Source organism: Corynebacterium pseudopelargi (assembly GCF_003814005.1).
GTDB classification, from domain to species: Bacteria; Actinomycetota; Actinomycetes; order Mycobacteriales; family Mycobacteriaceae; genus Corynebacterium; species Corynebacterium pseudopelargi.
Genome location: NZ_CP033898.1, coordinates 2,144,139 through 2,168,600 on the forward strand (window position 1 = coordinate 2,144,139; position 24,462 = coordinate 2,168,600).

At 58.1% G+C, this 24,462-nt stretch carries 21 protein-coding genes and 1 tRNA gene; 9 read left to right on the forward strand and 13 right to left on the reverse strand.

Annotated features, from left to right (window positions below; all coding sequences use genetic code 11):
* Nucleotides 1–95 precede the first annotated feature (95 nt).
* Entirely contained in the window at nucleotides 96–269 is a 174-nt protein-coding gene (locus tag CPPEL_RS11180) for a DUF6767 domain-containing protein (protein ID WP_164470417.1), read from the forward strand.
* A gap of 90 nt (nucleotides 270–359) precedes the next feature.
* Here CPPEL_RS11180 and lpdA read toward each other — a convergent pair whose 3' ends face one another.
* Entirely contained in the window at nucleotides 360–1,769 is a 1,410-nt protein-coding gene (gene lpdA / locus CPPEL_RS10085; protein ID WP_123961006.1) for a dihydrolipoyl dehydrogenase, read from the reverse strand.
* Nucleotides 1,770–2,012: 243 nt separating this feature from the next.
* On the opposite strand from lpdA, the gene CPPEL_RS10090 reads away from it, so the two are divergent.
* The 5 genes from CPPEL_RS10090 (at nucleotide 2,013) to CPPEL_RS10110 (ending at nucleotide 7,856) form a co-directional block, all read left to right on the forward strand.
* Nucleotides 2,013–3,077, forward strand: a complete 1,065-nt coding sequence (locus CPPEL_RS10090) for an alpha/beta hydrolase (protein WP_123961007.1) — start codon at nucleotides 2,013–2,015, stop codon at nucleotides 3,075–3,077.
* A 197-nt stretch (nucleotides 3,078–3,274) separates the two neighbouring features.
* Nucleotides 3,275–4,267, forward strand: a complete 993-nt coding sequence (gene rfbB, locus CPPEL_RS10095) for a dTDP-glucose 4,6-dehydratase (protein WP_123961312.1) — start codon at nucleotides 3,275–3,277, stop codon at nucleotides 4,265–4,267.
* Nucleotides 4,268–5,695, forward strand: coding sequence for a sugar nucleotide-binding protein (locus CPPEL_RS10100; RefSeq protein WP_123961008.1), 1,428 nt, complete (start codon nucleotides 4,268–4,270; stop codon nucleotides 5,693–5,695). It begins immediately after the preceding gene.
* A 3-nt stretch (nucleotides 5,696–5,698) separates the two neighbouring features.
* Nucleotides 5,699–6,565 carry a glucose-1-phosphate thymidylyltransferase RfbA gene (gene rfbA / locus CPPEL_RS10105; RefSeq protein WP_123961009.1) on the forward strand — a complete coding sequence of 289 codons (867 nt, stop codon included), beginning with the start codon at nucleotides 5,699–5,701 and terminating at the stop codon, nucleotides 6,563–6,565.
* Between the two features lie 61 nt (nucleotides 6,566–6,626).
* Nucleotides 6,627–7,856, forward strand: a complete 1,230-nt coding sequence (locus CPPEL_RS10110; protein ID WP_123961010.1) for a hypothetical protein — start codon at nucleotides 6,627–6,629, stop codon at nucleotides 7,854–7,856.
* A 6-nt stretch (nucleotides 7,857–7,862) separates the two neighbouring features.
* Here the strand turns inward: CPPEL_RS10110 and CPPEL_RS10115 are convergent, their stop codons facing one another.
* The 4 genes from CPPEL_RS10115 to CPPEL_RS10130 form a co-directional block, all read right to left on the reverse strand.
* Nucleotides 7,863–9,194 (reverse strand): polysaccharide pyruvyl transferase family protein, encoded by a 1,332-nt coding sequence (locus tag CPPEL_RS10115; RefSeq protein ID WP_123961011.1) that lies wholly within the window; start codon nucleotides 9,192–9,194, stop codon nucleotides 7,863–7,865.
* A 33-nt stretch (nucleotides 9,195–9,227) separates the two neighbouring features.
* Nucleotides 9,228–9,674 carry an 8-oxoguanine DNA glycosylase OGG fold protein gene (locus CPPEL_RS11435; protein ID WP_425453794.1) on the reverse strand — a complete coding sequence of 149 codons (447 nt, stop codon included), beginning with the start codon at nucleotides 9,672–9,674 and terminating at the stop codon, nucleotides 9,228–9,230.
* A 35-nt stretch (nucleotides 9,675–9,709) separates the two neighbouring features.
* Nucleotides 9,710–9,785, reverse strand: a tRNA-Thr gene (locus CPPEL_RS10125).
* 58 nt (nucleotides 9,786–9,843) lie between these two features.
* Nucleotides 9,844–11,049: a DNA polymerase III subunit delta' gene (locus CPPEL_RS10130; protein ID WP_245990437.1), complete on the reverse strand. Its 1,206-nt coding sequence runs from the start codon at nucleotides 11,047–11,049 to the stop codon at nucleotides 9,844–9,846.
* Nucleotides 11,050–11,108: 59 nt separating this feature from the next.
* Here CPPEL_RS10130 and CPPEL_RS10135 point away from each other — a divergent pair, with 59 nt between their 5' ends.
* Nucleotides 11,109–12,638 carry an adenylate/guanylate cyclase domain-containing protein gene (locus CPPEL_RS10135; protein WP_123961013.1) on the forward strand — a complete coding sequence of 510 codons (1,530 nt, stop codon included), beginning with the start codon at nucleotides 11,109–11,111 and terminating at the stop codon, nucleotides 12,636–12,638.
* 51 nt (nucleotides 12,639–12,689) lie between these two features.
* On the opposite strand, the gene CPPEL_RS10140 is transcribed toward CPPEL_RS10135, so the two are convergent.
* The 4 genes from CPPEL_RS10140 to topA all read right to left on the reverse strand — a co-directional run bounded on the left by CPPEL_RS10140 (nucleotide 12,690) and on the right by topA (nucleotide 18,665).
* A complete protein-coding gene (locus tag CPPEL_RS10140; RefSeq protein WP_123961014.1) occupies nucleotides 12,690–13,451 on the reverse strand; it encodes an ABC transporter ATP-binding protein in 762 nt (253 codons plus the stop codon).
* On the reverse strand, nucleotides 13,448–14,455 hold the full coding sequence (locus tag CPPEL_RS10145; RefSeq protein WP_123961314.1) for a FecCD family ABC transporter permease: 1,008 nt from the start codon (nucleotides 14,453–14,455) through the stop codon (nucleotides 13,448–13,450). Before CPPEL_RS10145 ends, CPPEL_RS10140 begins: the two co-directional genes overlap by 4 nt.
* 38 nt (nucleotides 14,456–14,493) lie before the next feature.
* Complete coding sequence (locus tag CPPEL_RS10150; RefSeq protein ID WP_123961015.1) at nucleotides 14,494–15,552, reverse strand: ABC transporter substrate-binding protein; 1,059 nt, start codon at nucleotides 15,550–15,552, stop codon at nucleotides 14,494–14,496.
* A 191-nt stretch (nucleotides 15,553–15,743) separates the two neighbouring features.
* Nucleotides 15,744–18,665, reverse strand: coding sequence for a type I DNA topoisomerase (topA, locus tag CPPEL_RS10155; protein WP_123961016.1), 2,922 nt, complete (start codon nucleotides 18,663–18,665; stop codon nucleotides 15,744–15,746).
* Nucleotides 18,666–19,267: 602 nt separating this feature from the next.
* Here topA and CPPEL_RS10160 point away from each other — a divergent pair.
* On the forward strand, nucleotides 19,268–20,656 hold the full coding sequence (locus CPPEL_RS10160) for an anaerobic C4-dicarboxylate transporter (RefSeq protein ID WP_123961017.1): 1,389 nt from the start codon (nucleotides 19,268–19,270) through the stop codon (nucleotides 20,654–20,656).
* Between the two features lie 104 nt (nucleotides 20,657–20,760).
* Here the strand turns inward: CPPEL_RS10160 and cspE are convergent, their stop codons facing one another.
* Nucleotides 20,761–20,964: a transcription antiterminator/RNA stability regulator CspE gene (gene cspE / locus CPPEL_RS10165; protein ID WP_123935498.1), complete on the reverse strand. Its 204-nt coding sequence runs from the start codon at nucleotides 20,962–20,964 to the stop codon at nucleotides 20,761–20,763.
* A gap of 275 nt (nucleotides 20,965–21,239) precedes the next feature.
* Between cspE and CPPEL_RS10170 the strand changes: the two genes are divergently transcribed.
* Nucleotides 21,240–23,573, forward strand: a complete 2,334-nt coding sequence (locus tag CPPEL_RS10170) for a Zn-binding domain-containing protein (protein WP_123961018.1) — start codon at nucleotides 21,240–21,242, stop codon at nucleotides 23,571–23,573.
* Here the strand turns inward: CPPEL_RS10170 and CPPEL_RS10175 are convergent.
* The 3 genes from CPPEL_RS10175 to CPPEL_RS10185 are packed head-to-tail and all read right to left on the reverse strand — an operon-like array spanning nucleotide 23,570 to nucleotide 24,431.
* Complete coding sequence (locus tag CPPEL_RS10175; protein ID WP_164470418.1) at nucleotides 23,570–23,896, reverse strand: Rv3654c family TadE-like protein; 327 nt, start codon at nucleotides 23,894–23,896, stop codon at nucleotides 23,570–23,572. The genes CPPEL_RS10170 and CPPEL_RS10175 overlap by 4 nt on opposite strands.
* On the reverse strand, nucleotides 23,893–24,237 hold the full coding sequence (locus CPPEL_RS10180) for a hypothetical protein (RefSeq protein ID WP_206608929.1): 345 nt from the start codon (nucleotides 24,235–24,237) through the stop codon (nucleotides 23,893–23,895). The genes CPPEL_RS10175 and CPPEL_RS10180 overlap by 4 nt, the downstream gene beginning before the upstream one ends.
* Nucleotides 24,237–24,431: a DUF4244 domain-containing protein gene (locus CPPEL_RS10185; protein WP_123961020.1), complete on the reverse strand. Its 195-nt coding sequence runs from the start codon at nucleotides 24,429–24,431 to the stop codon at nucleotides 24,237–24,239. The genes CPPEL_RS10180 and CPPEL_RS10185 overlap by 1 nt, the downstream gene beginning before the upstream one ends.
* Between the last annotated feature and the right edge of the window lie 31 nt (nucleotides 24,432–24,462).

Below are 24,462 nucleotides of genomic sequence, written 5' to 3' on the forward strand. Positions count from 1 at the left end.
CTTGAAGGCCAACAGCGCAAGAAAAATGTGCAGGCCACAAGGAGTATCTGGGGGCTGCACACGCTCTGCCGCATCTAAGGAGTACCTTGGGCTGCATGGCACGCCCCGAACCTAAATGTCCGATTCGTTTTGGCGAGCCCTGCTCGCTGTGCGTTCCCGGCGCCAGCGGCCCACAGGACTGCCAACTCGTTGCGCTTGTGCGCGATGATCCAGAGCTGCTCGAACTGCAGCAAACCATGCGCCAGAACAAGCGCAGCCAGAAGCAGTAGTCGCTAGAAACAAAAGAGAAGCCGGAACACCCGCCTAGCTTGCGGGGTTCCGGCTCTTTTTTCAGCCTCTGAGCTTTTCTTGCCGGGGCTTTAGAGGTTGATCATGTGGCCCATGATGCCTTCTGCGGCTTCCTTCATTGCCTCTGAAAGCGTGGGGTGGGTGTGCACGTTGCGCCCGATTTCCTCGCAGGTGAGGTCGAAGCGCTGTGCCAAGGTCAGCTCTGGGAGCAGCTCGGATACGTTGGCGCCAACCATGTGGGCACCAAGCAGCTCGCCAAATTCTGCGTCCGCCACGATCTTGACAAAGCCAGCGGTTTCAGCCAGGCCGGCTGCCTTGCCGTTAGCGGAGAACGGGAAGCTGGCCACCTTGATTTCGCGATCGGAGAACTTCTCCTTGGCTGCCTGCTCGGTATAGCCGAAGGATGCCACCTGCGGGTTACAGAAGGTTGCGCGGGGCATCATCATGTAATCGCCCAACTCTTCAGTTTCTGCACCGGCGATGGTTTCTGCGGCCACCACACCTTGGGCTTCTGCCACGTGGGCAAGCTGCAGCTTGGCGGTCACATCGCCGATGGCGTAGATGTGATCCACGGAGGTGCGCATGCGCTCGTCAATGTCGATGGCGCCGCGCTCGGTGAGCTTCACGCCGGTGTTTTCAAGGCCGAAGCCTTCAACGCGGGGAGCAAAGCCGATGGAGATCATCACGCGCTCAGCCTTGAGGGTTTCAGACTTGGAACCATCCTTGGATTCCACATCTACTTCCACGCTGTCGCCGTTATCGCGCACGGCGGTGGTCTTGTGGCCGGTAAGCAGCTTCACGCCAAGCTTCTTGTACTGCTTGGCAATTTCCTTCGACACATCGGCGTCTTCATTGGGCAGCACGCGGTCCATGAATTCAACGATGGTGACGTCTACACCGTAGTTCGCCAGCACATAGGCAAATTCCATGCCGATAGCGCCAGCGCCCACGATCACCATGGACTTCGGTGCTTCTTCCTTGAGAATCTGCTCTTCATAAGAAAGCACATTGCCGCCAAGCTCTACGCCAGGCAGGGAACGCACCACGGAGCCGGTAGCGATGATGCAGTTATCGAAGGTGATGGTCTTGCCTTCGTCTTTGCCTTCGCTTACCTCAATGGTGTTGGCGTCCTTGAAGCTACCAAGACCATCGATTTCGGTGATCTTGTTCTTCTTCATCAGGTAGTGCACGCCCTTGACAATGCCTGCAGATACCTTGCGGGAACGCTTGTGGGCAGTGGGGTAATCAAAGGACACATCGCCCGAGATGCCAAAGGTCTTGGCCTCGTGGTTGAAGATGTGCGCCACTTCGGCGTTCTTCAACAGTGCCTTGGAAGGGATGCAGCCTACGTTCAGGCAGACACCGCCCCAATACTGCTTTTCTACTACGGCAACTTTTTTACCAAGCTGCGCTGCACGGATGGCGGCAACATAGCCACCAGGGCCAGCGCCGAGAACTACTACGTCAAAATGATCAGTCACAAACCCCAAGGATACGGAATTTAGTTAAATTTTTCCGCTACCAGAGCCAAAGCACTTCAGCCAGGGGTGCCCGCAAGCTTGCCCAGGTGGTAGATGAGCACCGCTGATACTGCGCACAGGGTGTTCATCGCCTGCGCGGAGCCAGAGGTGACACCTACGAGCCAACGCCGTGACGTAGGTAATCGCATGGGTTAAACTTTTCGTTACTCCTCGGATATCCCCTCAACGATGCAAGGAACATATATGAAGCTTCACCGCAGCGTAGCCGCTTCTGCGGCAGTGCTTGCCCTGGCACTTGGTAGCGCTTTGCCCGCTCATAGCTCTCCGATTACCCCAGCTCAGGTGGCTGGCGACACCCCATTGGCGAGCGTGCATGAAGGTGCTACGCCAGGTATGAATCCGCTGTGGCGCAATAAGCTTGACGGCGAGCGTCAGGTTGAGATGTGGGCTCATTCGCCTTCGATGAACCGCGATGTGCCCTTGGCCGTATTGAAGGCCTCTTCCCCGAATCGTCCCACGCTCTACCTGCTCAACGGTGCCGATGGTGGCGAGGGTTCGGTGAACTGGGTGCTGCGCACCGATGCTTTGGACTACTACGCGGATAAAGACATCAACGTGGTCATCCCCATGGCAGGCGCGTTCTCCTACTACATGGATTGGCAGGAAGAGGCACCAAGCATTGGTGGCGTGCAGAAGTGGGAAACTTTCCTTACCAAGGAACTCCCCGGCCCTCTAGAGCAGGCGCTCGGGGCAAATGATCAGCGCGCCATCGCTGGCATGTCCATGTCTGCTACTTCTTCTTTGCTGCTGGCAGAGCACAACCCCGGTTTCTATGATGCCGTGGCGTCCTTTTCTGGCTGCGCCGCAACCTCCGATCCGGTAACCAATACCTTTGTTCGCCTCACCGTGAATCGTGGCGGCAATAAGCCTGAGCAGATCTGGGGCCCGATGGGTAGCGAGTACAACCGCTACAACGATGCCTTGATCCATGCCGAGGGCCTGCGCGATACGCCTTTGTACATCTCCAATGGCACCGGCATCATGGGCGAGTACGATACGCCTTCTTACCTGATCGAGCAGGGCGTAAGCCCCGCTGAGGCGCCGATCGTTTCTGGCCGTATTGCCGTCGAAGGTGGCGTTATTGAGGCCTCCACCAATGCCTGCACCCACGCCATGAAGGTGAGACTAGACACACTCGGCATTCCGGCAGACTACAACTTCCGCCCAGTTGGGACGCACTCTTGGGGCTATTGGATCCAAGATCTGCGTGATTCCTGGTCGACAATCGCCCGCGGGTTTGGTATCTAAGTAGTCAGGGTGGTGTGCGCAGGCGGTGCCAACCAACACCCCCCCCCCGAGAGGCACTGCCCCCGCCACCTTAGAAGGGCACGCGTTACTTCACTCCCCCCGAATGAATCGCGTGCCCTTCGCCTATACCCACAGGCCGCTACAACACCGAGCACGCTGCGGTGTTCGGGTACGCTCGAACCATGCTTGAAACCAGGATGTTGGTCACCGGCGGAGCGGGATTTATTGGCGCAAACTTTGTGCGCCGAGCGCTTCTGACTGGCCGCTATCGCATCACGGTGGTGGATGTACTGAACTACGCGGGCAATCGAAGCAACCTTGATGGCCTGGATGTGGATTTCGTGCAGGAAGATATTTGCAACGCTGGGGTCGTCGATAAGCTCGTGGCAAGCCATGATCTTGTGGTGCACTTCGCGGCAGAGACGCACAACGACAATTCTTTGGCGGATCCTTCGCCTTTTTTGCATAGCAATGTAGAAGGCACCTTCCAATTGCTTGAGGCTTGCAGGCGCCACAACACGCGCTTGCATCACATCTCTACCGATGAGGTGTTTGGCGATCTCGCCTTGGATGATCCTGAGCGTTTCCGTGAGGACACCCCCTACCGCCCCTCCTCGCCGTATTCGGCAACGAAGGCGAGTTCCGACATGCTGGTGCGGGCTTGGTATCGCTCTTTTGGGGTGCCGGTGACGATTTCGAATTGCTCGAATAATTATGGGCCCTATCAGCACATTGAGAAGTTCATTCCGCGCCAGATCACGAATGTGCTGGCTGGGCTTTCGCCAAAGCTTTATGGCACCGGTGAGCATGTGCGCGATTGGATTCACGTGGATGATCACAATGATGCGGTGCTGGCTATCCTAGAGCGAGGGCGTGTGGGCGAAACCTATATCATCGGCGCCGATAATGATCATGTGAATAATCTGCAGGTAATCCAGATGATTAATGAGCTCATGGGCCGGGATAAGAATGACTTTGAGCACGTCAATGATCGCCCTGGCCATGATCTGCGTTATGCCATGGATTCCAGTAAATTGCGCCGTGAGCTGGGCTGGACCCCGAAGTTTACTGATCAATCAGGCATGCGCGATGGTTTGGCTGAAACCATTGCGTGGTACCGCGAGCACCAGGATTGGTGGCTGCCGCAAAAGGAAGCAGTTGAGGCCAAATATGCAGAAAGTGGGCAATAAATGAGTGCTGGTGCCAAGGCTGTAGCTGCGCGCCCCACGGCGATTGAGGGGCTGTTCATTCTTGACCTGCAGCTTCATGGCGATAACCGCGGCTGGTTCAAAGAGCAGTGGCAGCGCGCGAAGTTTCGCGATCTTGACCTTGATGCCCCCGGCGCCCGAGCGTTGAAGGAATTTGAGCCGGTGCAGCAAAATATTTCTTTTAACGCCTCACCTGGGGTTACGCGCGGTTTGCACGCCGAGCCTTGGGATAAGCTCGTCTCGGTTGCCCACGGGCGAGTATTTGGCGCGTGGTGCGACTTGCGCGAGGGTTCTGCCACCTATGGGCAGGTGTTCAGCCACGAGATCGGCCCGGATGTGGCGGTGTTTGTGCCGCGCGGTGTAGCCAATGGCTTCCAGGCGCTCGAGCCCAATACCGCTTATAACTATTTGGTCAATGGCCATTGGTCGCCCCAGGCGGCATATAGTGCGGCCAATCTTGCTGATCCAACCCTCGATATCCAGTGGCCTTTGCCCATCGGGGAGATTTCCCAAAAAGATATTGAGCATCCTTTGCTTGTCGACGCCACCCCTGTGCCCAACAAGCGCACGCTGATTATCGGCACAAATGGGCAGCTTGGGCGCGCCTTGCGTGCAGCATTGCCTGATGCGCTTGCCTGGGATAGGCAAGATTGGGATTTGCGCGATCCCCTGCCTGAGATGGATTGGACGCAAGTGGGCGTGATTGTGCTTGCCGCAGCTTATACGGCGGTGGATCAAGCCGAAGTAGATCGTGCGCAATGTTGGCAGGTAAATGCCGAGGCTGTGACCAAGCTGGTGCAGGTAGCCAATGAATATCAGATCACCTTGGTCTATGTATCGAGCGAATATGTCTTTGATGGCACGATCAACTGCCACAGTGAATCCGAGCCCTTGAGTCCTTTGAGCGTCTATGGGCAATCCAAGGCCGCAGGCGAGCTGGCTGTACGCGGTGCCAAGCGGCACTATATTGTGCGCAGCAGTTGGGTTGTTGGTGAGGGCAAGAATTTTGTGCGCACTATGCGCGACTTAGCACTTCGGGGTGTAACACCACAGGTGGTAGGCGATCAATTTGGCCGTTTGACCTTTGCCGATGATTTAGCTTTTGGCATCGTGCATTTGATTTCCCAGCAGGCTGATTGGGGCACCTATCACCTGAGCAATAGTGGCGATGTGGTGAGTTGGGCAGAGGTTGCACGCGAGGTGTTTGCCTTGTGTGCAAAGGATCCAGAAGCGGTGCAAGAAGTTTCGAGTGCGCAGTATTTTGCACAACGCAGTCATGCCCCAAGGCCTCGGCATTCGGCCTTGGATTTGAGCAAGATCGCTGCGACGGGCTTTGTGCCAAGGGATTGGCGCGCAGGCTTAGAGCAGTATGTGCGCAATCTTGAGGCAACGGCAAGAAAAGAGGCGTAGCCAATGAAGGGCATTATTTTAGCCGGCGGTTCCGGCACGAGGCTGCACCCAATTACTTTGGGTATTTCTAAGCAGCTCATGCCGGTGTACGACAAGCCCATGATCTACTACCCGCTGAGCACCCTGATCGAGGCTGGTATCCGCGAGATTCTGGTGATTAGCACCCCGGAGGATCAGCCGGCGTTTCAGCGCCTGCTGGGCAGCGGTGAACAATTCGGCGTCCGCCTCTCCTACGCTGTGCAGCCGCAGCCAGAGGGCTTAGCGCAGGCGTTTTTAATTGGGCGCGACTTCATTGCGGATGATTCGGTGGCCTTGGTGCTTGGCGATAATATCTTCGATGGCCACGGCTTAGGCGACGCGCTCAAGCAATGCCGCGAACCCGAAGGTGGCACCGTGTTTGCCTACGAGGTGTCGGATCCCTCGCGCTATGGTGTGGTGGCATTTGATGAGCACGGCAGCGCTACCTCGATTGAAGAAAAGCCCGAGCAACCGCGTTCCAATTTTGCGGTGGTGGGCTTGTATTTCTATGACAATTCCGTGGTTGATATTGCCGCACAGATTCGCCCCTCTGCGCGCGGAGAACTCGAGATCACCTCAGTCAATGAGGAGTATTTGCGCCGCGGGAAGCTCAATGTACACCGACTCCAGCGCGGTGATGTGTGGCTTGATACCGGCACCATTGATTCCATGAGTGAGGCCGCCGCCTATGTGGAGGTATTGCAAAAGCGCACCGGCGGGGTGATTGGCTCACCAGAAGTTGCTGCCTGGCGCGAGGGATTCATTAGCGATGCCCAGCTCGAAGCGCAGGCCAAGGCGATGCAGAAGTCTGGGTATGGGGATTATCTGTTGCGTGCGCTGCAAGGTGGTTAATGCCCCTCAGGTGTGGGCGAGGCATTGCTACTGAAAAATATCACCATTACATTTGGTGGGTATGTTTTCCAATAAGCCTTTGACGTTATTCATGGCAGCACTGAGCAGCATCGCCCTCCCACTGGCGGCCTGCAGCCCAGGAAGCAGCGAGCAGGCAAGCACACCGAGCAGCAGCGAGCAGCCAGGTACACAAAGCAGCAGCGAGCAGGCTCAAGAACAAGATGCACCCCAGGCCAGGGTCGCCGTGGCTACCGAGGATGGCATCACGATCTTCGATGGCAATCTGCAGCAGCTCGCCTCATTCGACCTACCAGCGCGACCCACCTTGAGCACCCTTGGCGATCATCGCCATATTGCAGCGGTACTGACCAAAAACAACGCGGTAGAGATCATCGATGCCGGCAGTTGGAGCGTGCCCCACGGCGATCACTCCCACTACTACACCACCGAACCCTCCAAGGCGCAGCAAGCACTCGAAGGGGCAAAGCCCATTCATGTTGTAAGCAATGCGAACGCTGGCACCAGCGCGATCTTCTTCGACGATGACGCCGAAGGGCGTGTGTTAGACGCAGAAAAGCTTGAACATGGCCAGCTTGATGCAGCACAACGCATCAAGGCCAAAGAAGCCCACCACGGGGTTGTGGTGCCTTTGGCCAATGATCAGATGTTGGTATCCCAGAAGGGCGCACACCTGGCCGATACCATCACGCTGCAAGACGCCGATGGTAAGACGATCGGGACTTTCGACTGCACAGAAATGCACGGCGAGGACGTGCACGCCAATAACGCCATCTTTGGATGCAGTGATGGAGTGTTGGAGATCCAAAATGGCAAGCCGACGATGATCCCCGCGCCCGATGCCTCCGGTGAGCGCGTAGGTGCGATTACTTTTAATCACGATGCCAGCGCGGCCCTTGGCGATTGGGGCGAGGAGTCGCTGCTGCTGATCCGCGACCACCAGGCGAAAGTGGTGCCCACCCCGGCGGCATTTGGCAATCGCATTAGCTTGCCCGAAGGCGGCTTTGCCTACCTTGATACCGAGGGCGTGTTGCACATCTTGGATGATCAGGCCGTAGAGCAACGCAGCATTCCGGTGATGAGTGCATGGACCAAACCCAAAGGTCATGGCGGTGTGGCACCGGCCATCGCTGCAGGCGAAAACGGCGAGGATACCCTGGTGTGGGTAAGCGACCCGAAGAGCAATACCCTCTACCAGGTAAATCTCAGCGATGACTCGATCACGCATACAGACGTCGAGGGCGCACCGGCATCGCTGGCTGCCGTGGGCTAACGCTTTCTAGCGTTCATCACCGCGCACACGAGCCACCAGGCGCCCAAGCCGACGGGAAGCATGTGGTGGCTCGGGTGCCTGTTCAGGCTCATCTATGTGCTCCTCTGGCTCGGGCGGATAGCAGCGCTGCGCAAGCTGCCACTTGGCATCCCGGCACTGCTGCACCTGATCCGGGTCAATCCCCTTACCCGGTTGGGGCCAAGGATCCTGTTGCGTAGCGCTCAAGTGCGCCATCGGCCAGGAAGAACCAGCCGCCTGCACCGCTGCGTGTTTGACCGCGTAATAGTCCTGCCTGTGCATCTCTAGTGCAACGCCCTTGGCACCGGCAGCGGCGGCAATCATGTGCGGGTGATAGCGCGTACTGAGCCAGGTTTGCTCGCTTGTGACCGGCACCCCGAAGGCCCAGAGCTCATCAAAGGCCACGAAGCGGAAACCTTGGTAGTGCTCTGGCCAGCGTTGATGCAGCTCGCGCCAGATCTGGCCATCGATACCGGGGATGCACTCGATAATGCTTAAGTCTTCTCCGCGCACGCCATAGTGCTGCAGGCCCTGGTGGATCCAGGCCGCGGCATCGGCAGCGTTGCTGCGCAGGAGGTCTGCTTGGGCGCACAGCACAAAGGGGCGCTCGCGGGCATCATCTGCGCCAGGGCCAAAAACACCCTCGGCGCCGAAGCGATTATTGATACCCAGCCAGGCATCATCACCGCTCATGCCCGGTTGCAGGCCTGCTGCCTGGAGCAGCTCGCGCGACGTGGCATCCCTAACATCCACCACGTCGCAGCGTTTAAGGGAATCAACCAATACCGCTCGAGCCTGCTCAAGGGGCACTACGCCTTGGCCTGTGGCAAAGCGACGGGCATGCTCGGCACCAGCCTGGGAGGCCATGGCGCACACCGCAATATTGTGTGGCCAGAAATCATTGAGCCAGCCGCCACCAAGGATGTGCACCACATCGGCGGTGCGGGCGATATTGGTGCCGGTGACGTGTTCGGGGTGCGGGCCTGCGTCGAAAAGCAATTGCACCGCCGTGTGTGCAAGATACTCATAGGCCTCGGCGTGGAAGCCCTCGGGTTGGGCCGGATCGAGGCCGAAGTGATCGGCCGTGGCGTGGTAGGCGTGGCCGGCGAGATCCCACAATGTGTTGGTCACAATGAGATCGGGGTGGTGGTTGTGGTGCAGCAGGGAGGCCCTGCCGGGTGAATGGCAATCGAGAATCACACGCGCATCAGGGCGCAGCTCGGCCAAGGTGCGCAGCCAGGAGGCCACGATGTATTCGTCGCCAAAGTTGGGGTGCCCAGCCGGAGCCACCAGGTAGATGAGCGAATCTTTAGCAGACATACCCCGATGCTAGCCATAACAACAAAATTGTTGTTAATACATACGCTGGCGCCTGCGTAGAAAAAGAGCGCCGCTTACATGCTTGGAGGCAGCGCAGCCGCAGGGCCTTGGAACAAAGGTGTACTCAATTACGTCGGTGGGAAGATCTGGACGCCATTTGCGGGCGACCTGCTGCGCATACGTTCCAGCACCCCAAGCGCAGACAGCCACATAAAAGCTCAGCGCGTCAGCTTCAGTCTCAATGCCATCGGCGAGCTCGAAAAGCCTTTTTCTAGAAATCGAAAGTTGCGCTTCGGGTCGTTTGAGAAACTCAGGCAGTGCTAGATGTTGCGGCCAGCGCTTGTGCCACCAACCCGGATAGAACACCGACGTTTGTGCCCACACCGTCTCTGCCGGAACCGCCTGCTCGGGATTGCCCCGAAACAACAAGCGCAGCCGACAGGCCGGCAAATGCACGAGGTGGGAAAGAAGAAACTCCACGTTCTGTTGGTGAAACGTGGAGGCTGAAAATTGTGTGGAGCCGCCTGCGAGAATCGAACTCGCGACCTTCTCATTACGAGTGAGATGCTCTACCGACTGAGCTAAGGCGGCCTTGGATCAAATGATCCTGTTGGCACTTTACATCACGGTGCTGGCAGCAAGAAAATTGCTACTCACTTACCCCGCATGCAAGCCTGATACGCCCAACCATCGCGTCTAAAGCAGTCTCTGGGCGCACATTCATGCCCAGGTGTTCACGGGCTTTCATGATGGCCTCAATGCAGGTGCTAAGCCCCTGTGGGCTCACTCTTTGGCACAGCCCCTCGGAGAGCTGCTGAAAATCTGGGTGCATGAGCTCAACCTTGGAGTCCACGGCCTTCATCAGCGCATCGCGGTACAGCCCGGCGAGGTCTACGAGCGCTAAATCCAGGGCATCGCGCACGGCACGCGTTCTGCGCTTTTTGTGCTTATCTTCTAACTCTCGGATCTGGCTTGCACTGCCACGCAATGCCTTTTGTGCGCCGCGGCCACTCGCACCCATGCCTAACGCTGTGCGCAGTTTTTCTACTTCTGCTTCAGAAGCCTCGGCTAGGCCTTGCTCTGCTACTTTGGTGATTTCTTTGACCATGGCGGTGACATTGCGGAAGGCTTTATCGCCCCGGAAGATGTCCTCGGCAAGGCTGAGTGTGCGTGCGCGGCTGCGCTGCATATCGGTTTCTCGCACCAAACGCCTAGCGCGCCCAATGTGATTGCCGGTCGCTGCGGCGGCCAAGGTGGCAATTTCTTCGCTCACGTCTTCGCTTTGCATTAAAAGCCGCGCCACTTCTTTGGTGTTTGGCTGCGGCACATACACATGCCGGCTGCGTGAGACGAGCGTGGGCATCACGTCTTGGGGGTCAGTCGAAGGCGCGCACAGCAAAATGACGGTGTGCTTGGGCGGTTCCTCCACGGTTTTGAGCAAGGCGTTCGCGGCTCCGTCGGTAAGCCGATCGGCATTATCTAAGATCACCACGCGCCAGGAGGCGACGGTGGGCCGGGTGGCGGCTGGTTCGATCACGTCTCGGCGCATGGTGGCCACGGCGATGGAAAGTTCCTGAGGCACGATGTGGACTACATCGCCATGCGTGCCGTTGCGCACTGCTCGGCATTGTTCGCACTGCCCGCAGCCCACCACTTCGGGGTTGGAGCATTCGAGTGCTGCGGCGAATGCCACCGCCGCGATGGAGCGCCCGGAGCCGGGAGGGCCGCTAAAAAGCCAGGCATGGGTCATGGCGCTTCCGGTGTCACCTGCGCGTGCAGCGCGTGCGGCGTTGCGCAACTGTGGTGCGATTAGTTCGCTCACACCCATTTGGGCGAACACGTCATTGCTAGTCACGGATTCCACCCTAACCGCTATGTCACCACAAGATTGCACTGCCGGTTAGAGTGATTGCTATGACCAGATTGTGGCGAGCATTTAAGTGGCTCTTTAGCACCTCTTGGCCTTTGTATGCCACGGCGGTGCTGGGCTCCAATGTGCTTGCAGCAGTTGGAGTGATGCTGTTTTTGAAGTATCTGGTGCCCATGCCAGAGCTTGCCGAGTTCCCCATCGACGCACCCTACCTGCCCATCATTGGCCTGGCGTATGTGGTGTTTGCGGTGCTCATCGGCGCTATCGCTACCTTCGTGCTGTTTAGGCCGGTGATCGACTGGCAGCGCCATCCCGAGCGCCACGACCCAAATATGGTGCGCCATCTAGTAATGCGCATTCCATTTTTGCAGTCGGCGTTGTGCCTGGCGGTGTGGCTGCTTGGCATTGTGATCTTAGGCATTGCCGCAGCTCAAACCTCCGCGCACTTAGGTTTAGTGGTAGTTGTTGCCACCTCTCTTGCCGGCAGCGCCATCACGGTGATCACTTATCTTTTTGCCGAGCGTTTGGTGCGGCCTGTGGCAGCTACGGCCCTGGCGCGCCGCTTCGAGGATTCCACCTTGGAGCCCCCGATTAGCCAGCGCCTCGGCCTGACCTGGCTTTTAACCTCCGCTGCCCCCATTGTCGGTATTGCTTTAATGGCGCTTGGCGACGCCGCGGGGTTGTTCAGCGACAGCGATTCCGACATTGTGCCGGCGATTATCGCCTTGAGCATTACCGCTTTGATTACTGGCTTTGTGGGCACCACCTTGGCCACCATGAGCGTGGTGGATCCCATCCTGGAGCTTCAGGGCGCCATTAACCGGGTGCGCCGCGGCGAGTCGGATGTGCAGGTGGATATTTATGATGGCTCCGAGATCGGCGTGCTGCAGGCGGGTTTCAATGAGATGATGCGCGGCCTGCAGGAACGCCAGCGTGTGCGCGATATTTTCGGCCGCTACGTGGGCATCGAAGTAGCCCGGCGCGCCCTGGAGGAACGCCCCACCCTAGGCGGCGAGGATCGCGAGGTGGCCGTGGTGTTCGTGGACGTGGTTGGATCTACCACCTTCGCTGTGAATCACGATCCCGAAGAAGTCGTAGAAGAGCTCAATCGCTTCTTTGAGCATGTGGTGGAAGTAGTGCACCGCAATAAGGGCATCATTAATAAGTTCCAAGGCGATGCCGCCCTGGCTGTGTTTGGTGCCCCGATTTCCCTGACCGATTCTGCAAGCCATGCCCTCAAAACCGCGCGCGAATTGCGCCAAGAACTCCAAGGGCTGCGCCTGCAGGCCGGCATTGGTGTGGCCTCTGGCCATGTGGTGGCAGGCCATATTGGTGGCCATGATCGCTTCGAATACACCGTGATTGGCGATGCCGTAAATACCGCAGCGCGTTTGACGGAGATTGCAAAGAACACCCCTGGCCGCGTCTTAACCAATGCTGCCACCCTTGATCGTGCCAATGAGGCTGAGCAGGCCCGCTGGACGCTGATGAAGTCGGTGGAGCTGCGCGGTAGGAATTTGATGACGCAACTCGCTCGCCCAATCAGGCCCACCTTGGCGGATCGCTCTGATTAAACCAAACCCCCGGCTGCAGCTTTAAAAGGCTCCAGCCGGGGGTTATTTGTTTTAGCACTCGTAGGCGATATGCATGCGCCCATTGTCTGGGTCGCGGTTGATCTTTGCTCGAACACCGAAGATCTCTTGGATGGTCTCTGGGCGCAACACCTCTTCCGTGGCGCCTGCTACTGCCACTTTGCCGTCTTTGAGCAGCATGAGGCTATCGCAGAACATCGCGGCGAGGTTGAGATCATGCAAGGCCACCACGCAGGTGGCATCCAGGGAGCGAACCAGGCGCAGGATTTCTAGCTGGTGCTGGATATCCAGGTGGTTGGTGGGTTCGTCGAGAAGCAACTCTTTGGGCTCTTGAGCCAAGGCGCGCGCGATGTGCACACGCTGTTGCTCGCCACCGGAGAGCTGATGCCAAGAACGATCCTGTAAGTGCGTGACCCCAGTTCTTTCCATGGCGGCCTCGATGGCTGCTTGATCTGCGCGCTGCTCTGCGGCGATGAGGGAGCGAAATGGGATACGCCCCAAGGCCACTACCTCACGCACCGACATGTTCAGCTCAGTGCCCACATGCTGGCTTACCACCGCGATGTGCTTGGCTCGTTCTTTGCGCCCAATGCTGTGCAAATCTCGTTCATTTAATAACACCCTGCCCTCAGTAGGGCGCACCTCACCATGCAGGAGACGCAGGAAGGAGGATTTGCCTGAACCATTGGGGCCGAGCAGGCCCACGGTGGTGTTGGGCTCTGGCGTAAGCGACACACCGTTGACAACTAAGTTGTTGCCGCGCTTCCAGCTCACTTCGTGTGCTTGCAGGCTCATGCTCGCCTCCTTGCCATTAAGAAGACGAACACCGGCACGCCCACGAGTGCTGTGCCCACACCGGCTGGCAATGGGGTTGGGGCAAACGCGAGGCGGGAAAAGACATCCACCCACACCATGAACACCGCACCGACGACGATGGTGACGGGAATGACCTTCATGTGCTGGGCGGTGCCCAGCAAGAGCCTGGCTACGTGCGGCAGCACCAAACCTAAGAAGCCGATGGCACCGGTGATTGATACCAAGGTGGCGGTAATAAGTGCGCACAGGCCGAGGAGGAGCAGCCGGATCCTGGTCACGTTAATGCCCAGGGTGGATGCGATGGTATCACCGAAGGCGAAGGCATCGAGCACGCGCGCAAAGTACAGGCAAAGCAGCGTGCCCAACACGACCACCACGGCGGCGATGCGAACATCGAACCAGCGGATGCCTTCAAGGGAGCCGAGAAGCCAGAACATCACGCCGCGAGCCTCATCGGAATCTGCGAAGGCAAAAACCAGCAGCGAGGTCAGCGCGGAGAAGAGCTGGGTGGCAGCAATGCCGGCAAGTAGTACTTTTTCTGTGGTTCCACCACAAAAGCGAGCAAGCAGCAGCACCAGGCCGAAGGCTACGAGCGAGCCGACGAAGGCACCGGAAGAAAGGCTTAAGCGTGATGCCCCGAGGCCAAAGATGCCCACCACCACGGCTCCGGTGGAGGCACCGGAGGAAACACCCAGGATATAGGGATCTGCCAGTGGGTTTCGCAGCAGCGACTGCATAATCACACCGCACAGGCCCAAGCCCGCGCCGCATAAGGCGGCGAGGATGGCGCGCGGGAGGCGTTCTTCCCAGACGATGGCATCTTTGATATTCCGAACCGGGATATCGGCACCGAGCAGGTGGTTGGCCAGCACATCACGCACGTTCACGGCACTGACCGCCGCAGGCCCTAACACGGTGGCCCCGAGCAGGGAGGCGGCGATGAGCGCGCAGGCCAGCAGCGTGAGCGCTCCAACACCGAGCATGTGGCGAAAGCGATGGGGTGCAGCGTTCACAATTCGCCTTAGCGCTTATCGTGTTCGCGCAGGTATTCAGCAATCTTTTCCAAGCCATCAACAAAGCGGATGGATGGGTTGAGCTCTGCACCGTGCAGTGCGATGTAGTGCTCTTCCTTGACTGCCTTCATGTTCTTGGTCAGCGGATCCTTGGCCAGGAATTCCTTCTTATCCTTCAGGCGGTCGCCGGGGAAGCGATCGCGTTCAAGATCGCCAAGCACCAGGATGTCTGGCTGCTTATCGGCAACATCTTCCCAGGTCACTGCTGGCCAGTCTTCTTTGTCTTGGGCGTAGACGTTGCGCAGGCCGGTCATGTTTGCCAGCATCTGCGGTTCGCTTTGGCCGCCGGCCATGTAGGGGGTCTTGGTATCGGCAAACCAGAAGGCAACGCTTTGGCCATCGGCATCGGGTAGATCCTTGGTGGCCTTTGCTACGCGCTGCTTGAGCGAATCGATAAGTTCCTCGCCGCGGCTTTGGACGTCGAAAATTTCAGCCAACTGGGTGATCTCTTCATAGATCACCTCAGGAGTCAGCGCAGAGCTACGGGTACCGCCGGCGTTGATGCTCTGGCCGTTATCGCAGTCGGTGGGCGAAAGGTAGGTGGGGATGCCGGTTTCTTCGAAGCGCTCGCGAGGTGCAACGCCACCTTCTTTTTTGAACTGGCGGCCAAAGGAGGCGGTGATGAAATCCGGGTCGGTATCGAGGACGACCTCATAGCTTGGTGCGTTATCGGAAAGACGCGGCACATTCTCGTTTGCCTGCTCAAGCTCAGGCAGGATCGGGTCCGTCCAGGAGGCGGTGCCGACGATTTTATCTTGCAGCCCCAAGGAGAGCAGGATCTCGGTGGAGCCTTGATCGAGGGAGACTACGCGAGTAGGTGCCTGGTCGATGGTGAGGGTTTCTCCGCAGTTTTCAATCTTGATCGGATACTGCGTAGCACCTTCCGCTTGGGTGGAAGCGTTGGTGTCGTTGTTGTTTACTTCTTCGGAAGCACCGCAAGCAGCCAGCGCGAGGCTCATGCTTGCTCCGATGCCGACAAGGCGCAGGGTTGTGCGTCGTTGCAACATGCGTAATCCTTAGCGTTTGTTGTGAGGGACTAACCCAACGGTTGTTGGGGGTGTTGGCATGAGGAATTACCAGCACATCTTCGGGGAAAATAAGGTTAGCATAGCCAATCTACACATGGGCACTGCTACACCCAGCAGAAAACCCCAGGGCGGCTACTACCTCCCCGGGGTCATCTTGCACGCACGCAGCACTACTTCTTGCGGCTACCAGCCTTGACCACTCGTTTAGTGGTCTTCTTCGGTGCCTTCTTGGTGGCCTTTTTCTTTGTCGCCTTCTTCTTGGTGGCCTTCTTCGAGCCTTCTGCGGCCTGCTTTGCCCTGCGCTCAGAGAGCAATTCGTTCGCGCGGGCGTCGGTAAGCTTCAACGGATCATCGCCGCGGCGCAGCGAAGCATTCGTCTCACCATCGGTGACATAGGGGCCAAAGCGGCCATCTTTCACACTCATGGGCTTGCCCGAGACGTCATTATCGCCAAGCTGCTTAATGGCAGAAGGCGTGGCGCCACGGCCGCGGCGCTTCGGCTCGGCATAGATGCGGCGCGCCTCATCTAGCGTGATCTCGAAGATCTGCTCCTCGCGGTTGAGCGAACGAGAATCATTGCCCTTCTTCAAATACGGGCCATAGCGGCCGTTTTGGGCAGTGATCACTTCCCCATCGCTTGGATCCACGCCCACCTCACGCGGCAGGGAAAGCAACTGCAAGGCCTGCTCCAAGGTGACAGTGGAAGGCTCCATGGACTTAAATAGCGAAGCGGTTTTGGGCTTGAGCGTTTCATCAACGATCTGGTTGATGCGCTTTTCTTTTTGGTTCGCAGCAGTCTTGGTGCCCCAGTTTTTCGCGCGCTTACCTTCGGCCTTGCGCTGCTCATCTTCCTCGGCACGCTCGCGGGCGACAACCTCCTCGGCCTTGGCCTCCGCCTTTTCGCGCTCATCGTCATTGACAAGCTCGGTGACATAAGGACCAAAGCGGCCTTCCTTGGCCACGATCATGCGATCATTTTCCGGGTTCCGGCCAAGCTCGCGGCCCGATTGCGGGGTGGCAAAGAGGCGTTCTGCAAGCTCCAAGGTGAGCTCATCGGGCGTGGTGGAATCTGAAAGGTTGGCGCGCTGATACTCAGGCTCGCCATCTTTGATGCCCACCTGGCGCTCGATATAGGGGCCATAACGGCCCACGCGCACGTTGATGGCGCGGCCTTCGGCGTCGTCGAAAAGGTGCAAGGAATTAACCAAACGAGCATCAATCTGCTCGAGGTTATCGCCCACCAGAGCCTTCAAACCACCCTGGCGAGCAATGGATTCCGCCGTGGCATCGGAAGCAGAGGCATCACCGAAGTAGAAGCCGCTTAACCAATCCGTGCCGTTTTCATTACCGGCGGCGATCTCATCCAACTCATCTTCCATCGAGGAGGTGAAATCATAATCCACCAGCGCAGCGAAGCTATTTTCCATCAAGCCCACAACAGCGAAGGCCACCCAGCTAGGCACCAGCGCATTGCCGCGGGAAAAGACATAGCCACGATCCTGGATCGTCTTAATAATCGAGGCATAGGTAGAAGGACGGCCGATGCCAAGATCTTCCATCTTCTTCACCAAAGAGGCTTCGGTGTAGCGCGCAGGAGGATTGGTGTTGTGTTCATCAGCGCTGAGCTTGTTCACGCCCAGCTCATCGCCTTGGCTTAGGCGCGGCAGGTGCTTTTCGGCGTTGTCGGCGACGTCGCGGCCGTCGGCAAGCTTGGAGGTTTCCACATAGGCGCGCAAGAAGCCTGGGAAGGTGATGGTACGGCCGGTGGCGGCAAACTCCACCTCATTGCCCATCGCCTCGCCGGCGATGGTGACCTTCATGGACGTGCCCTTGGCGTCGGCCATCTGCGAGGCCACGGTGCGCTGCCAGATCAGCTCATAGAGCTTGAATTCTTCGGCATCGAGCTGGGCATGAAGCTGGCCTGGGGTAGCAAAGCTCTCGCCTGCGGGGCGAATAGCCTCGTGCGCCTCCTGGGAGTTTTTCACCTTGCGCTCATAACGGCGCGGCCCATCGGCGACGAATTCCTTGCCGTAGAGGGAAATGGCCTGCTCACGGGCGGCCTGGATGCCTTGTTCCGAAAGCGCGGTGCTATCGGTACGCATATAGGTAATGTGGCCGTTTTCGTAGAGGCGCTGCGCGATGCGCATGGTGCGCTCAGAAGTAAAGTGCAGCTTCCGGCCGGCTTCTTGCTGCAGCGTGGACGTCATAAACGGCGCATAGGGGCGGCGGGTATAGGGCTTTTGCTCTACCTTTGCCACCTGCATGGGCGCGCCCTCTAGGGCCTGTGCGAGTGATTGGGCACTTGATTGATCCACGCGCACCACATCGGCGGTGAGCTCGCCGCGATCATTGAAGTCACGACCAGTGGCAACGCGCTGACCATTGAGGCTTACTAGTCGGCCTTGGAAGGTGCGGGGGTTGCCGTCTTGGGCAGGCTTGCCGGTATCAAACTCGGCTTCCAAGTCCCAGTATTCAGCGGAGATAAAGCGCATGCGCTCGCGTTCACGCTCGACAATCACGCGGGTGGCTACCGACTGCACGCGCCCCGCAGAAAGCCTGGGCATGACCTTCTTCCACAGCACCGGTGATACCTCGTAGCCGTAGAGACGGTCGAGGATGCGGCGGGTTTCTTGGGCATCGACGAGGTTTTCATCCAAGTCGCGGGTGTTCTCAGCGGCAGCCAAGATGGCCGGCTTGGTGATCTCGTTGAACACCATGCGCTTGACGGGCACTTTGGGCTTTAATACCTCAAGCAGGTGCCAGGCAATGGCCTCACCTTCGCGGTCGGGGTCGGTGGCAAGCAGCAGCTCATCTACCTGCTTGAGCTTGGCTTTGAGGTCTTGGACCTTCTTCTTTTTATCGGTGCTCACCACATACAGCGGCTTAAAGCCATCGTCTGTGTTCACACCAAGGCGTGCCCAGGGCTCCTTTTTGTACTTCGCAGGCACGTCGGCGGCACCGCGGGGCAGGTCGCGGATATGCCCGACGGACGCCTCTACGATGTAGTCGTTGCCAAGGTAGGGCGCGATCTTCTTCGCCTTCGTCGAAGACTCGACAATGACGAGGCGTTTGGTGCCGGTCGTTTCAGCCATAAAGGGTGAAAACCTCAATTCAAAAACACTGCGAAGCTCTAGGTTTATCCACCTTCATATTGAGGGCATCTAGCCCCGCGCAATTTCATTCCTTATATATAAGGGATGCCCCTGCGTACAAAGGTCTAAGCAAGCAGCATAAGCAGTAAAGCGCCATAGAGCACAATCGAGGGGGCAAAAGTTCCAAGATCACGCCGAGCCTGCACCCATGCCATGCGAGCAAATGAGCCGTATTTTCCTTTAAGCTTTGAAAGGCTTTGCTTTGCTCAAGCGAACCCACCTGATTCGGCTGCTTCTCACTGCCTGGGTGCGGCTGATCACATGCTCTCGTGCTTGCACCCTGGGCTTTTACAGCCCGCTGAGCAGGCAAGATGCGGGGTGCGCCTGCTGAAGCTCCGCTATTGTGCCAATACTCACATTGGTTTTGGAAAGTTATATTGGACATAGCAGCCGGGGACCGAATAAAGTCTGCAAATGGTTGCAGCATGCTGCTGAATGCCAAAGGGATGTGCGCGAAGCAAGAAAGAAGAATGGGTGAGATGGCCAAGCAGCCTGCAACACAGCAACAGCAGTGTTGATCTACATGAATTGCAGGTACATCCATGCTCTCTGGGATTCTCGACCCAACCTCCGGCGTCGCCATCCTCCTACAAATCGCAGTCATCCTCTTTTGCCTACTCCTAGGCACCCGCTACGGAGGACTCGGCCTCGGCCTGATCTCCGGCTTCGGCCTGATGGTGATGGTGTTCGTCTTCGGACTCGCCCCAGGCGAACCGCCGATCTCCGTCATGCTCACCATCATCGCTGTGATCGGCTGCGCCTCAACCCTGCAACAGGCAGGCGGGCTCGATGTGATGATGCAGTTTGCAGAAAAACTGCTGCGCAAAAAGCCCTCGATGGTGACTATCTTGGCCCCGCTGACCACCTGGACACTGACGGTGCTGTGCGGCACCGGCCACGTGGTGTACACGATGTTTCCCATCATCGAAGACATCGCGCTAAAAAAGGGCATTCGCCCCGAACGCCCCATGGCCGTATCTTCTACCGCAGCACAAATGGGCATTACTGCCTCGCCAGTATCCGTTGCCACCGTGTCTCTCGCATCGATCCTGGCCGAACACGCCGGCGTGATTGAATCTTCTTTTTCCATCCCGCAGATCCTGAGCGTGGCCCTACCCGCCTCCCTATCCGGTGTGCTGCTGGCAGCGCTGTGGTCGATGCGCCGTGGCAAAGACTTGGATAAAGACCCGGAGTTCCAAGCAAAGCTCAAAGATCCAGAATTCAAACAAGCCGTCTACGGCAACTCCAGCACGCTAATTGGCCAGAGCTTCCCCAAAGGCGCCTACCGCTCGATGTACATCTTCTTTGGTGCCATTGCCGTGGTGGTGATCTTAGGTGCCTTCGAGTTCCTGCGCCCCTCCTTCCCCACCGAAGACGGCCAGATGAAGGCACTTTCCATGAACCTGGTTATCCAGATGATCATGCTGGTAGCCGGTGCCATCATCTTGATTTTCTGCGGCACGGATAAAAATAAGATCGCCAATACCGCAGTGTTTAAGGCAGGCATGACGGCGGTGTTCTCGGTATTCGGCGTGGCCTGGATGGCAGATACCTTCTTTGGCACCCACATTGATGCGCTCAAGGCATCGCTTGGCGATGTAGTAGCCCAAGCCCCCTGGATGTACGCCATTGTGCTGCTGATCGTATCCAAGCTGGTTAATTCCCAGGCAGCAGCACTCGTCGCCATCGCCCCACTGGGCTTAAGCCTCGGTGTGGACCCGGCAGTGGTGGTGGGCTTTTATGGCGCAGCCTACGGCTACTGGATTTTGCCCACCTACCCCTCAGACCTGGCCTGCATCGGCTTTGATCCCACCGGCACCACCAAGATTGGCAAATACGTTATCAACCACTCATTCCTGATCCCCGGCGCGATCTGCGTGTTCACCTCCTGCGTGGTGGGTTCGCTTCTAGCGCAGCTCTTCTTGGCCTAGGCACCGCGGCTTCTTCACCCCCGCCGATGTAGAGCAGAAAAGAAACAACACGCCACCCCAATGAAGGGATGGCGTGTTGTTAAAAGTCTTGAGCGAAGTTCGCTTTAGAGAGCGTGAACCTGCTGAGCTTGGGGGCCTTTAGCACCCTCGCCAACCTCGAACTCAACGCGTTGGTTTTCTTCGAGGGTACGGAAGCCGTTGCCCTGAATTTCTGAATAGTGAACGAAGACGTCAGCGGAGCCGTCCTCGGGAGCGATGAAGCCGAAACCTTTTTCGGCGTTGAACCACTTCACAGTACCCTGTGCCATGTTGTAAAACCTTACTTCTTTGAAAATCCTTCGGCGATTACCGAATTGTTGTGGGAGCCGTTCATTCCACACTTCGAGCATCACCACGGGATAGAATTCCCGCAGATCGCGTTAGTAAAAAATGCACCAGCGTTGCTGCTGGATGCGGCGACCGAAACCCAGTGTGTCACGCTTTAAGCTTTCGCGCTGAGCAAGCCCTACCCCCGCTCCAGCAAAAAGCAATGGAGCCAAAACATATAAACGCTGGTCAATACGTTCTTGGAGGAAGCAGCAGCGTGCAGAATATTAGCCCCGTGCCGGGCGCCCAGCTCGGCATTGAGCTCGCGCAGAGCGTCGAAAAGCGGTTTCCAACCTCAACCTGCACCCACCTGGCCACGATCCCCGCGCGCCCTGCCCAATACGGCACATGGCCGCAGTGGGTGTTGCCCAGCCTCAAAGCGCTGCTGGCTGAGCGTGGCATTGCTGCGCCATATACCCATCAAGTAGCCACCGCCGAGCACGCCTGGCAACGCCGCCATGTGGTGGTGGCAACGGGCACGTCTTCTGGAAAATCGCTGGGCTATCTGCTGCCAACGCTGAGCCTTTTGGGCACATCGTCCCAGGCCACAGCACTGTATTTGACGCCTACCAAGGCCTTGGGGTCAGATCAGCTTGCCCAGGTGCTGAACCTTTGTGGCTCAATCGAGGAGCTTTTCGACGTCCACCCGAGCGCCTATGACGGCGACACCCTAAGTGAGGCGCGCCCTGGGATTCGCGAGCAATCGCGCTTTGTGTTTTCTAATCCAGACATGCTGCACACAGCGATCCTGCCCAACCACAGCCGCTGGATGCGCTTTCTGCGTCACCTCCAATTTGTCATCGTGGATGAATGCCATAGCTATCGTGGCGTTTTCGGCGCAGGGGTATCCCTGGTGCTGCGTCGCCTATTGCGCCTGGCCAAGCGCTATGGCGCTCACCCGACGGTGATCTTTGCTTCCGCTACCGCCCGCGACCCAGGCGCGCACGCGCAGCGATTAATCGGTGAAGAAGTCGTGGCCATCAGCGAAGACACAGCACCGAGTGGCACCCGCACCGTGATGCTGTGGGAGCCAGGCTTTATTGAAGGGGCCACCGGTGAGCACGGCGCTCCGGTGCGAAGGGCCGCCTCTACAGAGGCCGCTGGGATGATGGCCACCCTCATCGCCGAAGGTGCGCGCACCCTGACCTTCGTGCGCTCCCGGCGCGCTGCCGAAGTGGTAGCGATGCGCAGCGCGGAGGAATTAGCCGGCATGGGCCGCACCGAGGATGCCCGCAGAGTTGCTGCCTACCGAGCAGGCTATTTGGCAGAAGATCGCCGCCTATTAGAACGCCAATTAGATTCCGGCGAGCTTTTAGGCGTGGCCTCTACCAATGCCTTAGAACTGGGCATCGATATCGGCGGGCTCGACGCGGTGCTCACTGCCGGTTTCCCCGGCACGATTGCAAGTTTTTGGCAGCAAGCAGGCCGCGCCGGCAGACGAGGCCAAGGCTCCCTGGTGGTGCTCATTGCCCGCGATGAGCCGATGGATACCTATTTGGTGCACCACCCGGAAGCATTGCTGGGCTCTCCCATTGAGGCGACGGTGTTTAATCCCCACAATCCGCACATTTTGAGTGGCCATCTCCTCTGTGCTGCTGAAGAACTCCCCCTTTCCGAAGAAGAAATTGATGCCTTTGGCGCTAGGGACGTAGCCGAATCCCTGGCGGCCCAAGGCTTGATGCGCAGGCGTGCCCGCGGCTGGTATGCGCTGCCGCAACCTGGGGCTGCGGATATCCATACCCAGGTGCACTTGCGCGGTAGTGGTGGCCGCATTGCCATCGTGGATCACAGCGATGGGCGTTTGCTTGGCACCATCGATGCCGCCACCGCATTAAGCCAGGTGCATCCTGGTGCCGTGTACCTGCACCAGGGCGAATCCTTTGTGGTGGATGAGTTGCTGCTTGAAGAACACATGGCGCTCGTACACCAAGAATTCCCCGAGTTTTCTACCCATGCGCGCACCACTACCGATATTGCTATTCGCGAGGTAGGAGAAAAGGTATCCAACCCGGCACCGGGATTGTGGCTAAGCAATATCGAAGTAGAAGTAACCGACAAGGTCGTTGGCTACACCGTCAAAGGCAGAGACGGCTCCATCTTGGATATGGTGGCCTTGGATTTACCTCCTCAACAGCTCATTACCAAAGCGGTGGCCTACACCATTGATCCCTTGGTGCTTGCCCAGCTCGGCATCGACGATATTCCCGGCACCTTGCACGCCGCCGAACACGCAGCCATTGGCATGTTGCCGCTGATTGCCACCTGCGATCGTTGGGATATCGGTGGTGTTTCTACCGCCGAGCACCCCGATACTGGGCTGCCCACCGTGTTTGTGTACGACGGCCACCCAGGCGGTGCTGGCTTTGCCGATTGCGGCTACGAGCGTTTCCGCGAGTGGATCGAAGCCACCTATGAGGCCGTTCGATCATGCGCGTGCGACCATGGCTGTCCTTCCTGTGTGCAATCTCCAAAGTGCGGTAATGGCAATCAGCCTTTGAACAAAGCCGGCGCCATCCGCTTACTTGGGGCGATGTGTGCCATGTTGGCCTAAATTGGTCCGGCTTTGGCCTGCGCCACCTGCCTGCCCACGGTGGCTGCCACTCGTACATCCTGGCCTTCTTCTATACACAGGCTCATTCGCGCACCATTGGCACTGATCACCTCCTGCACTTTCGGGCATGCCCACTGGCCTTGGGCTAGCGCTTGGGCTCCAGCAATCGCACCCATATCTGCTGCTACCTGGGCTTTATGGGCCTGGATATAGGTATTGGCAATGGCCAAGATGATGCCCAACATCAAGCTCAGCGCCAGCGCGATGCCCAGGGCTACCACCGTTGCCGAACCTTGATCATCACCGATTCGCCGCGCGATCACCCTGATGCTCCTTCTGGTACAAAGCGGGCCTCGGCGCGCATCGTGCCAAAAGGCGCGGGCACACTGGCTTTGGCCACCATGAGGCCGGATGCTTCTTCCACGCTCACGCTGCCACGCGGTGGCTGGTAGTGCTGGCCTATGGCATGGGCTCGTGCCGCGGCACCGGCGATATCAATGGCTTGGATATAGGCCCCGATGGTGACAAGTGCTGCACCAAGGCCGGCGGCAAAGATCAACAGTGCGCTACTGGCGATGGCAGCTTCGATGCTGATGCTGCCACGGCGAGCGCATAGCGCCTTGCGCGCAAAGCCCAAGGCGCTAGCTAGGATTCGTCTGAACATTAGCCTGGCGAGTTGTTCAAGGCCGTGGTGATGATGGATTCGATGGCATCTGCCACCGCCCCGGAGGAGACCACCAGGTACAGGGCGGCCGCTAGGGCGGCTGCTGCGAGCGATCCCATGGCGTATTCGATGGTGCTCATGCCTTGTTCATTGCGGTAGAAGCGCTCAAGGGCGCTGCGGAAAGTGGAGTTCATGGTCACAGGTGTTCCTTTCAATTGCTGCTAG

What these genes read in the sequence shown, in the direction of transcription:
- CPPEL_RS10135 (WP_123961013.1), top strand. Translation starts at nt 11,109, where the DNA reads ATGACCAGATTGTGGCGAGCATTTAAGTGGCTCTTTAGCACCTCTTGG.
- rfbB (WP_123961312.1), top strand. Translation starts at nt 3,275, where the DNA reads ATGTTGGTCACCGGCGGAGCGGGATTTATTGGCGCAAACTTTGTGCGC.
- CPPEL_RS10185 (WP_123961020.1), bottom strand. Translation starts at nt 24,431, where the DNA reads ATGAACTCCACTTTCCGCAGCGCCCTTGAGCGCTTCTACCGCAATGAA.
- cspE (WP_123935498.1), bottom strand. Translation starts at nt 20,964, where the DNA reads ATGGCACAGGGTACTGTGAAGTGGTTCAACGCCGAAAAAGGTTTCGGC.
- CPPEL_RS10160 (WP_123961017.1), top strand. Translation starts at nt 19,268, where the DNA reads ATGCTCTCTGGGATTCTCGACCCAACCTCCGGCGTCGCCATCCTCCTA.
- CPPEL_RS10145 (WP_123961314.1), bottom strand. Translation starts at nt 14,455, where the DNA reads ATGCTCGGTGTTGGAGCGCTCACGCTGCTGGCCTGCGCGCTCATCGCC.
- CPPEL_RS11180 (WP_164470417.1), top strand. Translation starts at nt 96, where the DNA reads ATGGCACGCCCCGAACCTAAATGTCCGATTCGTTTTGGCGAGCCCTGC.
- CPPEL_RS10115 (WP_123961011.1), bottom strand. Translation starts at nt 9,194, where the DNA reads ATGTCTGCTAAAGATTCGCTCATCTACCTGGTGGCTCCGGCTGGGCAC.
- CPPEL_RS10100 (WP_123961008.1), top strand. Translation starts at nt 4,268, where the DNA reads ATGAGTGCTGGTGCCAAGGCTGTAGCTGCGCGCCCCACGGCGATTGAG.
- CPPEL_RS10180 (WP_206608929.1), bottom strand. Translation starts at nt 24,237, where the DNA reads ATGTTCAGACGAATCCTAGCTAGCGCCTTGGGCTTTGCGCGCAAGGCG.
- CPPEL_RS10090 (WP_123961007.1), top strand. Translation starts at nt 2,013, where the DNA reads ATGAAGCTTCACCGCAGCGTAGCCGCTTCTGCGGCAGTGCTTGCCCTG.
- CPPEL_RS10110 (WP_123961010.1), top strand. Translation starts at nt 6,627, where the DNA reads ATGTTTTCCAATAAGCCTTTGACGTTATTCATGGCAGCACTGAGCAGC.
- topA (WP_123961016.1), bottom strand. Translation starts at nt 18,665, where the DNA reads ATGGCTGAAACGACCGGCACCAAACGCCTCGTCATTGTCGAGTCTTCG.
- CPPEL_RS10150 (WP_123961015.1), bottom strand. Translation starts at nt 15,552, where the DNA reads ATGTTGCAACGACGCACAACCCTGCGCCTTGTCGGCATCGGAGCAAGC.
- CPPEL_RS10140 (WP_123961014.1), bottom strand. Translation starts at nt 13,451, where the DNA reads ATGAGCCTGCAAGCACACGAAGTGAGCTGGAAGCGCGGCAACAACTTA.
- rfbA (WP_123961009.1), top strand. Translation starts at nt 5,699, where the DNA reads ATGAAGGGCATTATTTTAGCCGGCGGTTCCGGCACGAGGCTGCACCCA.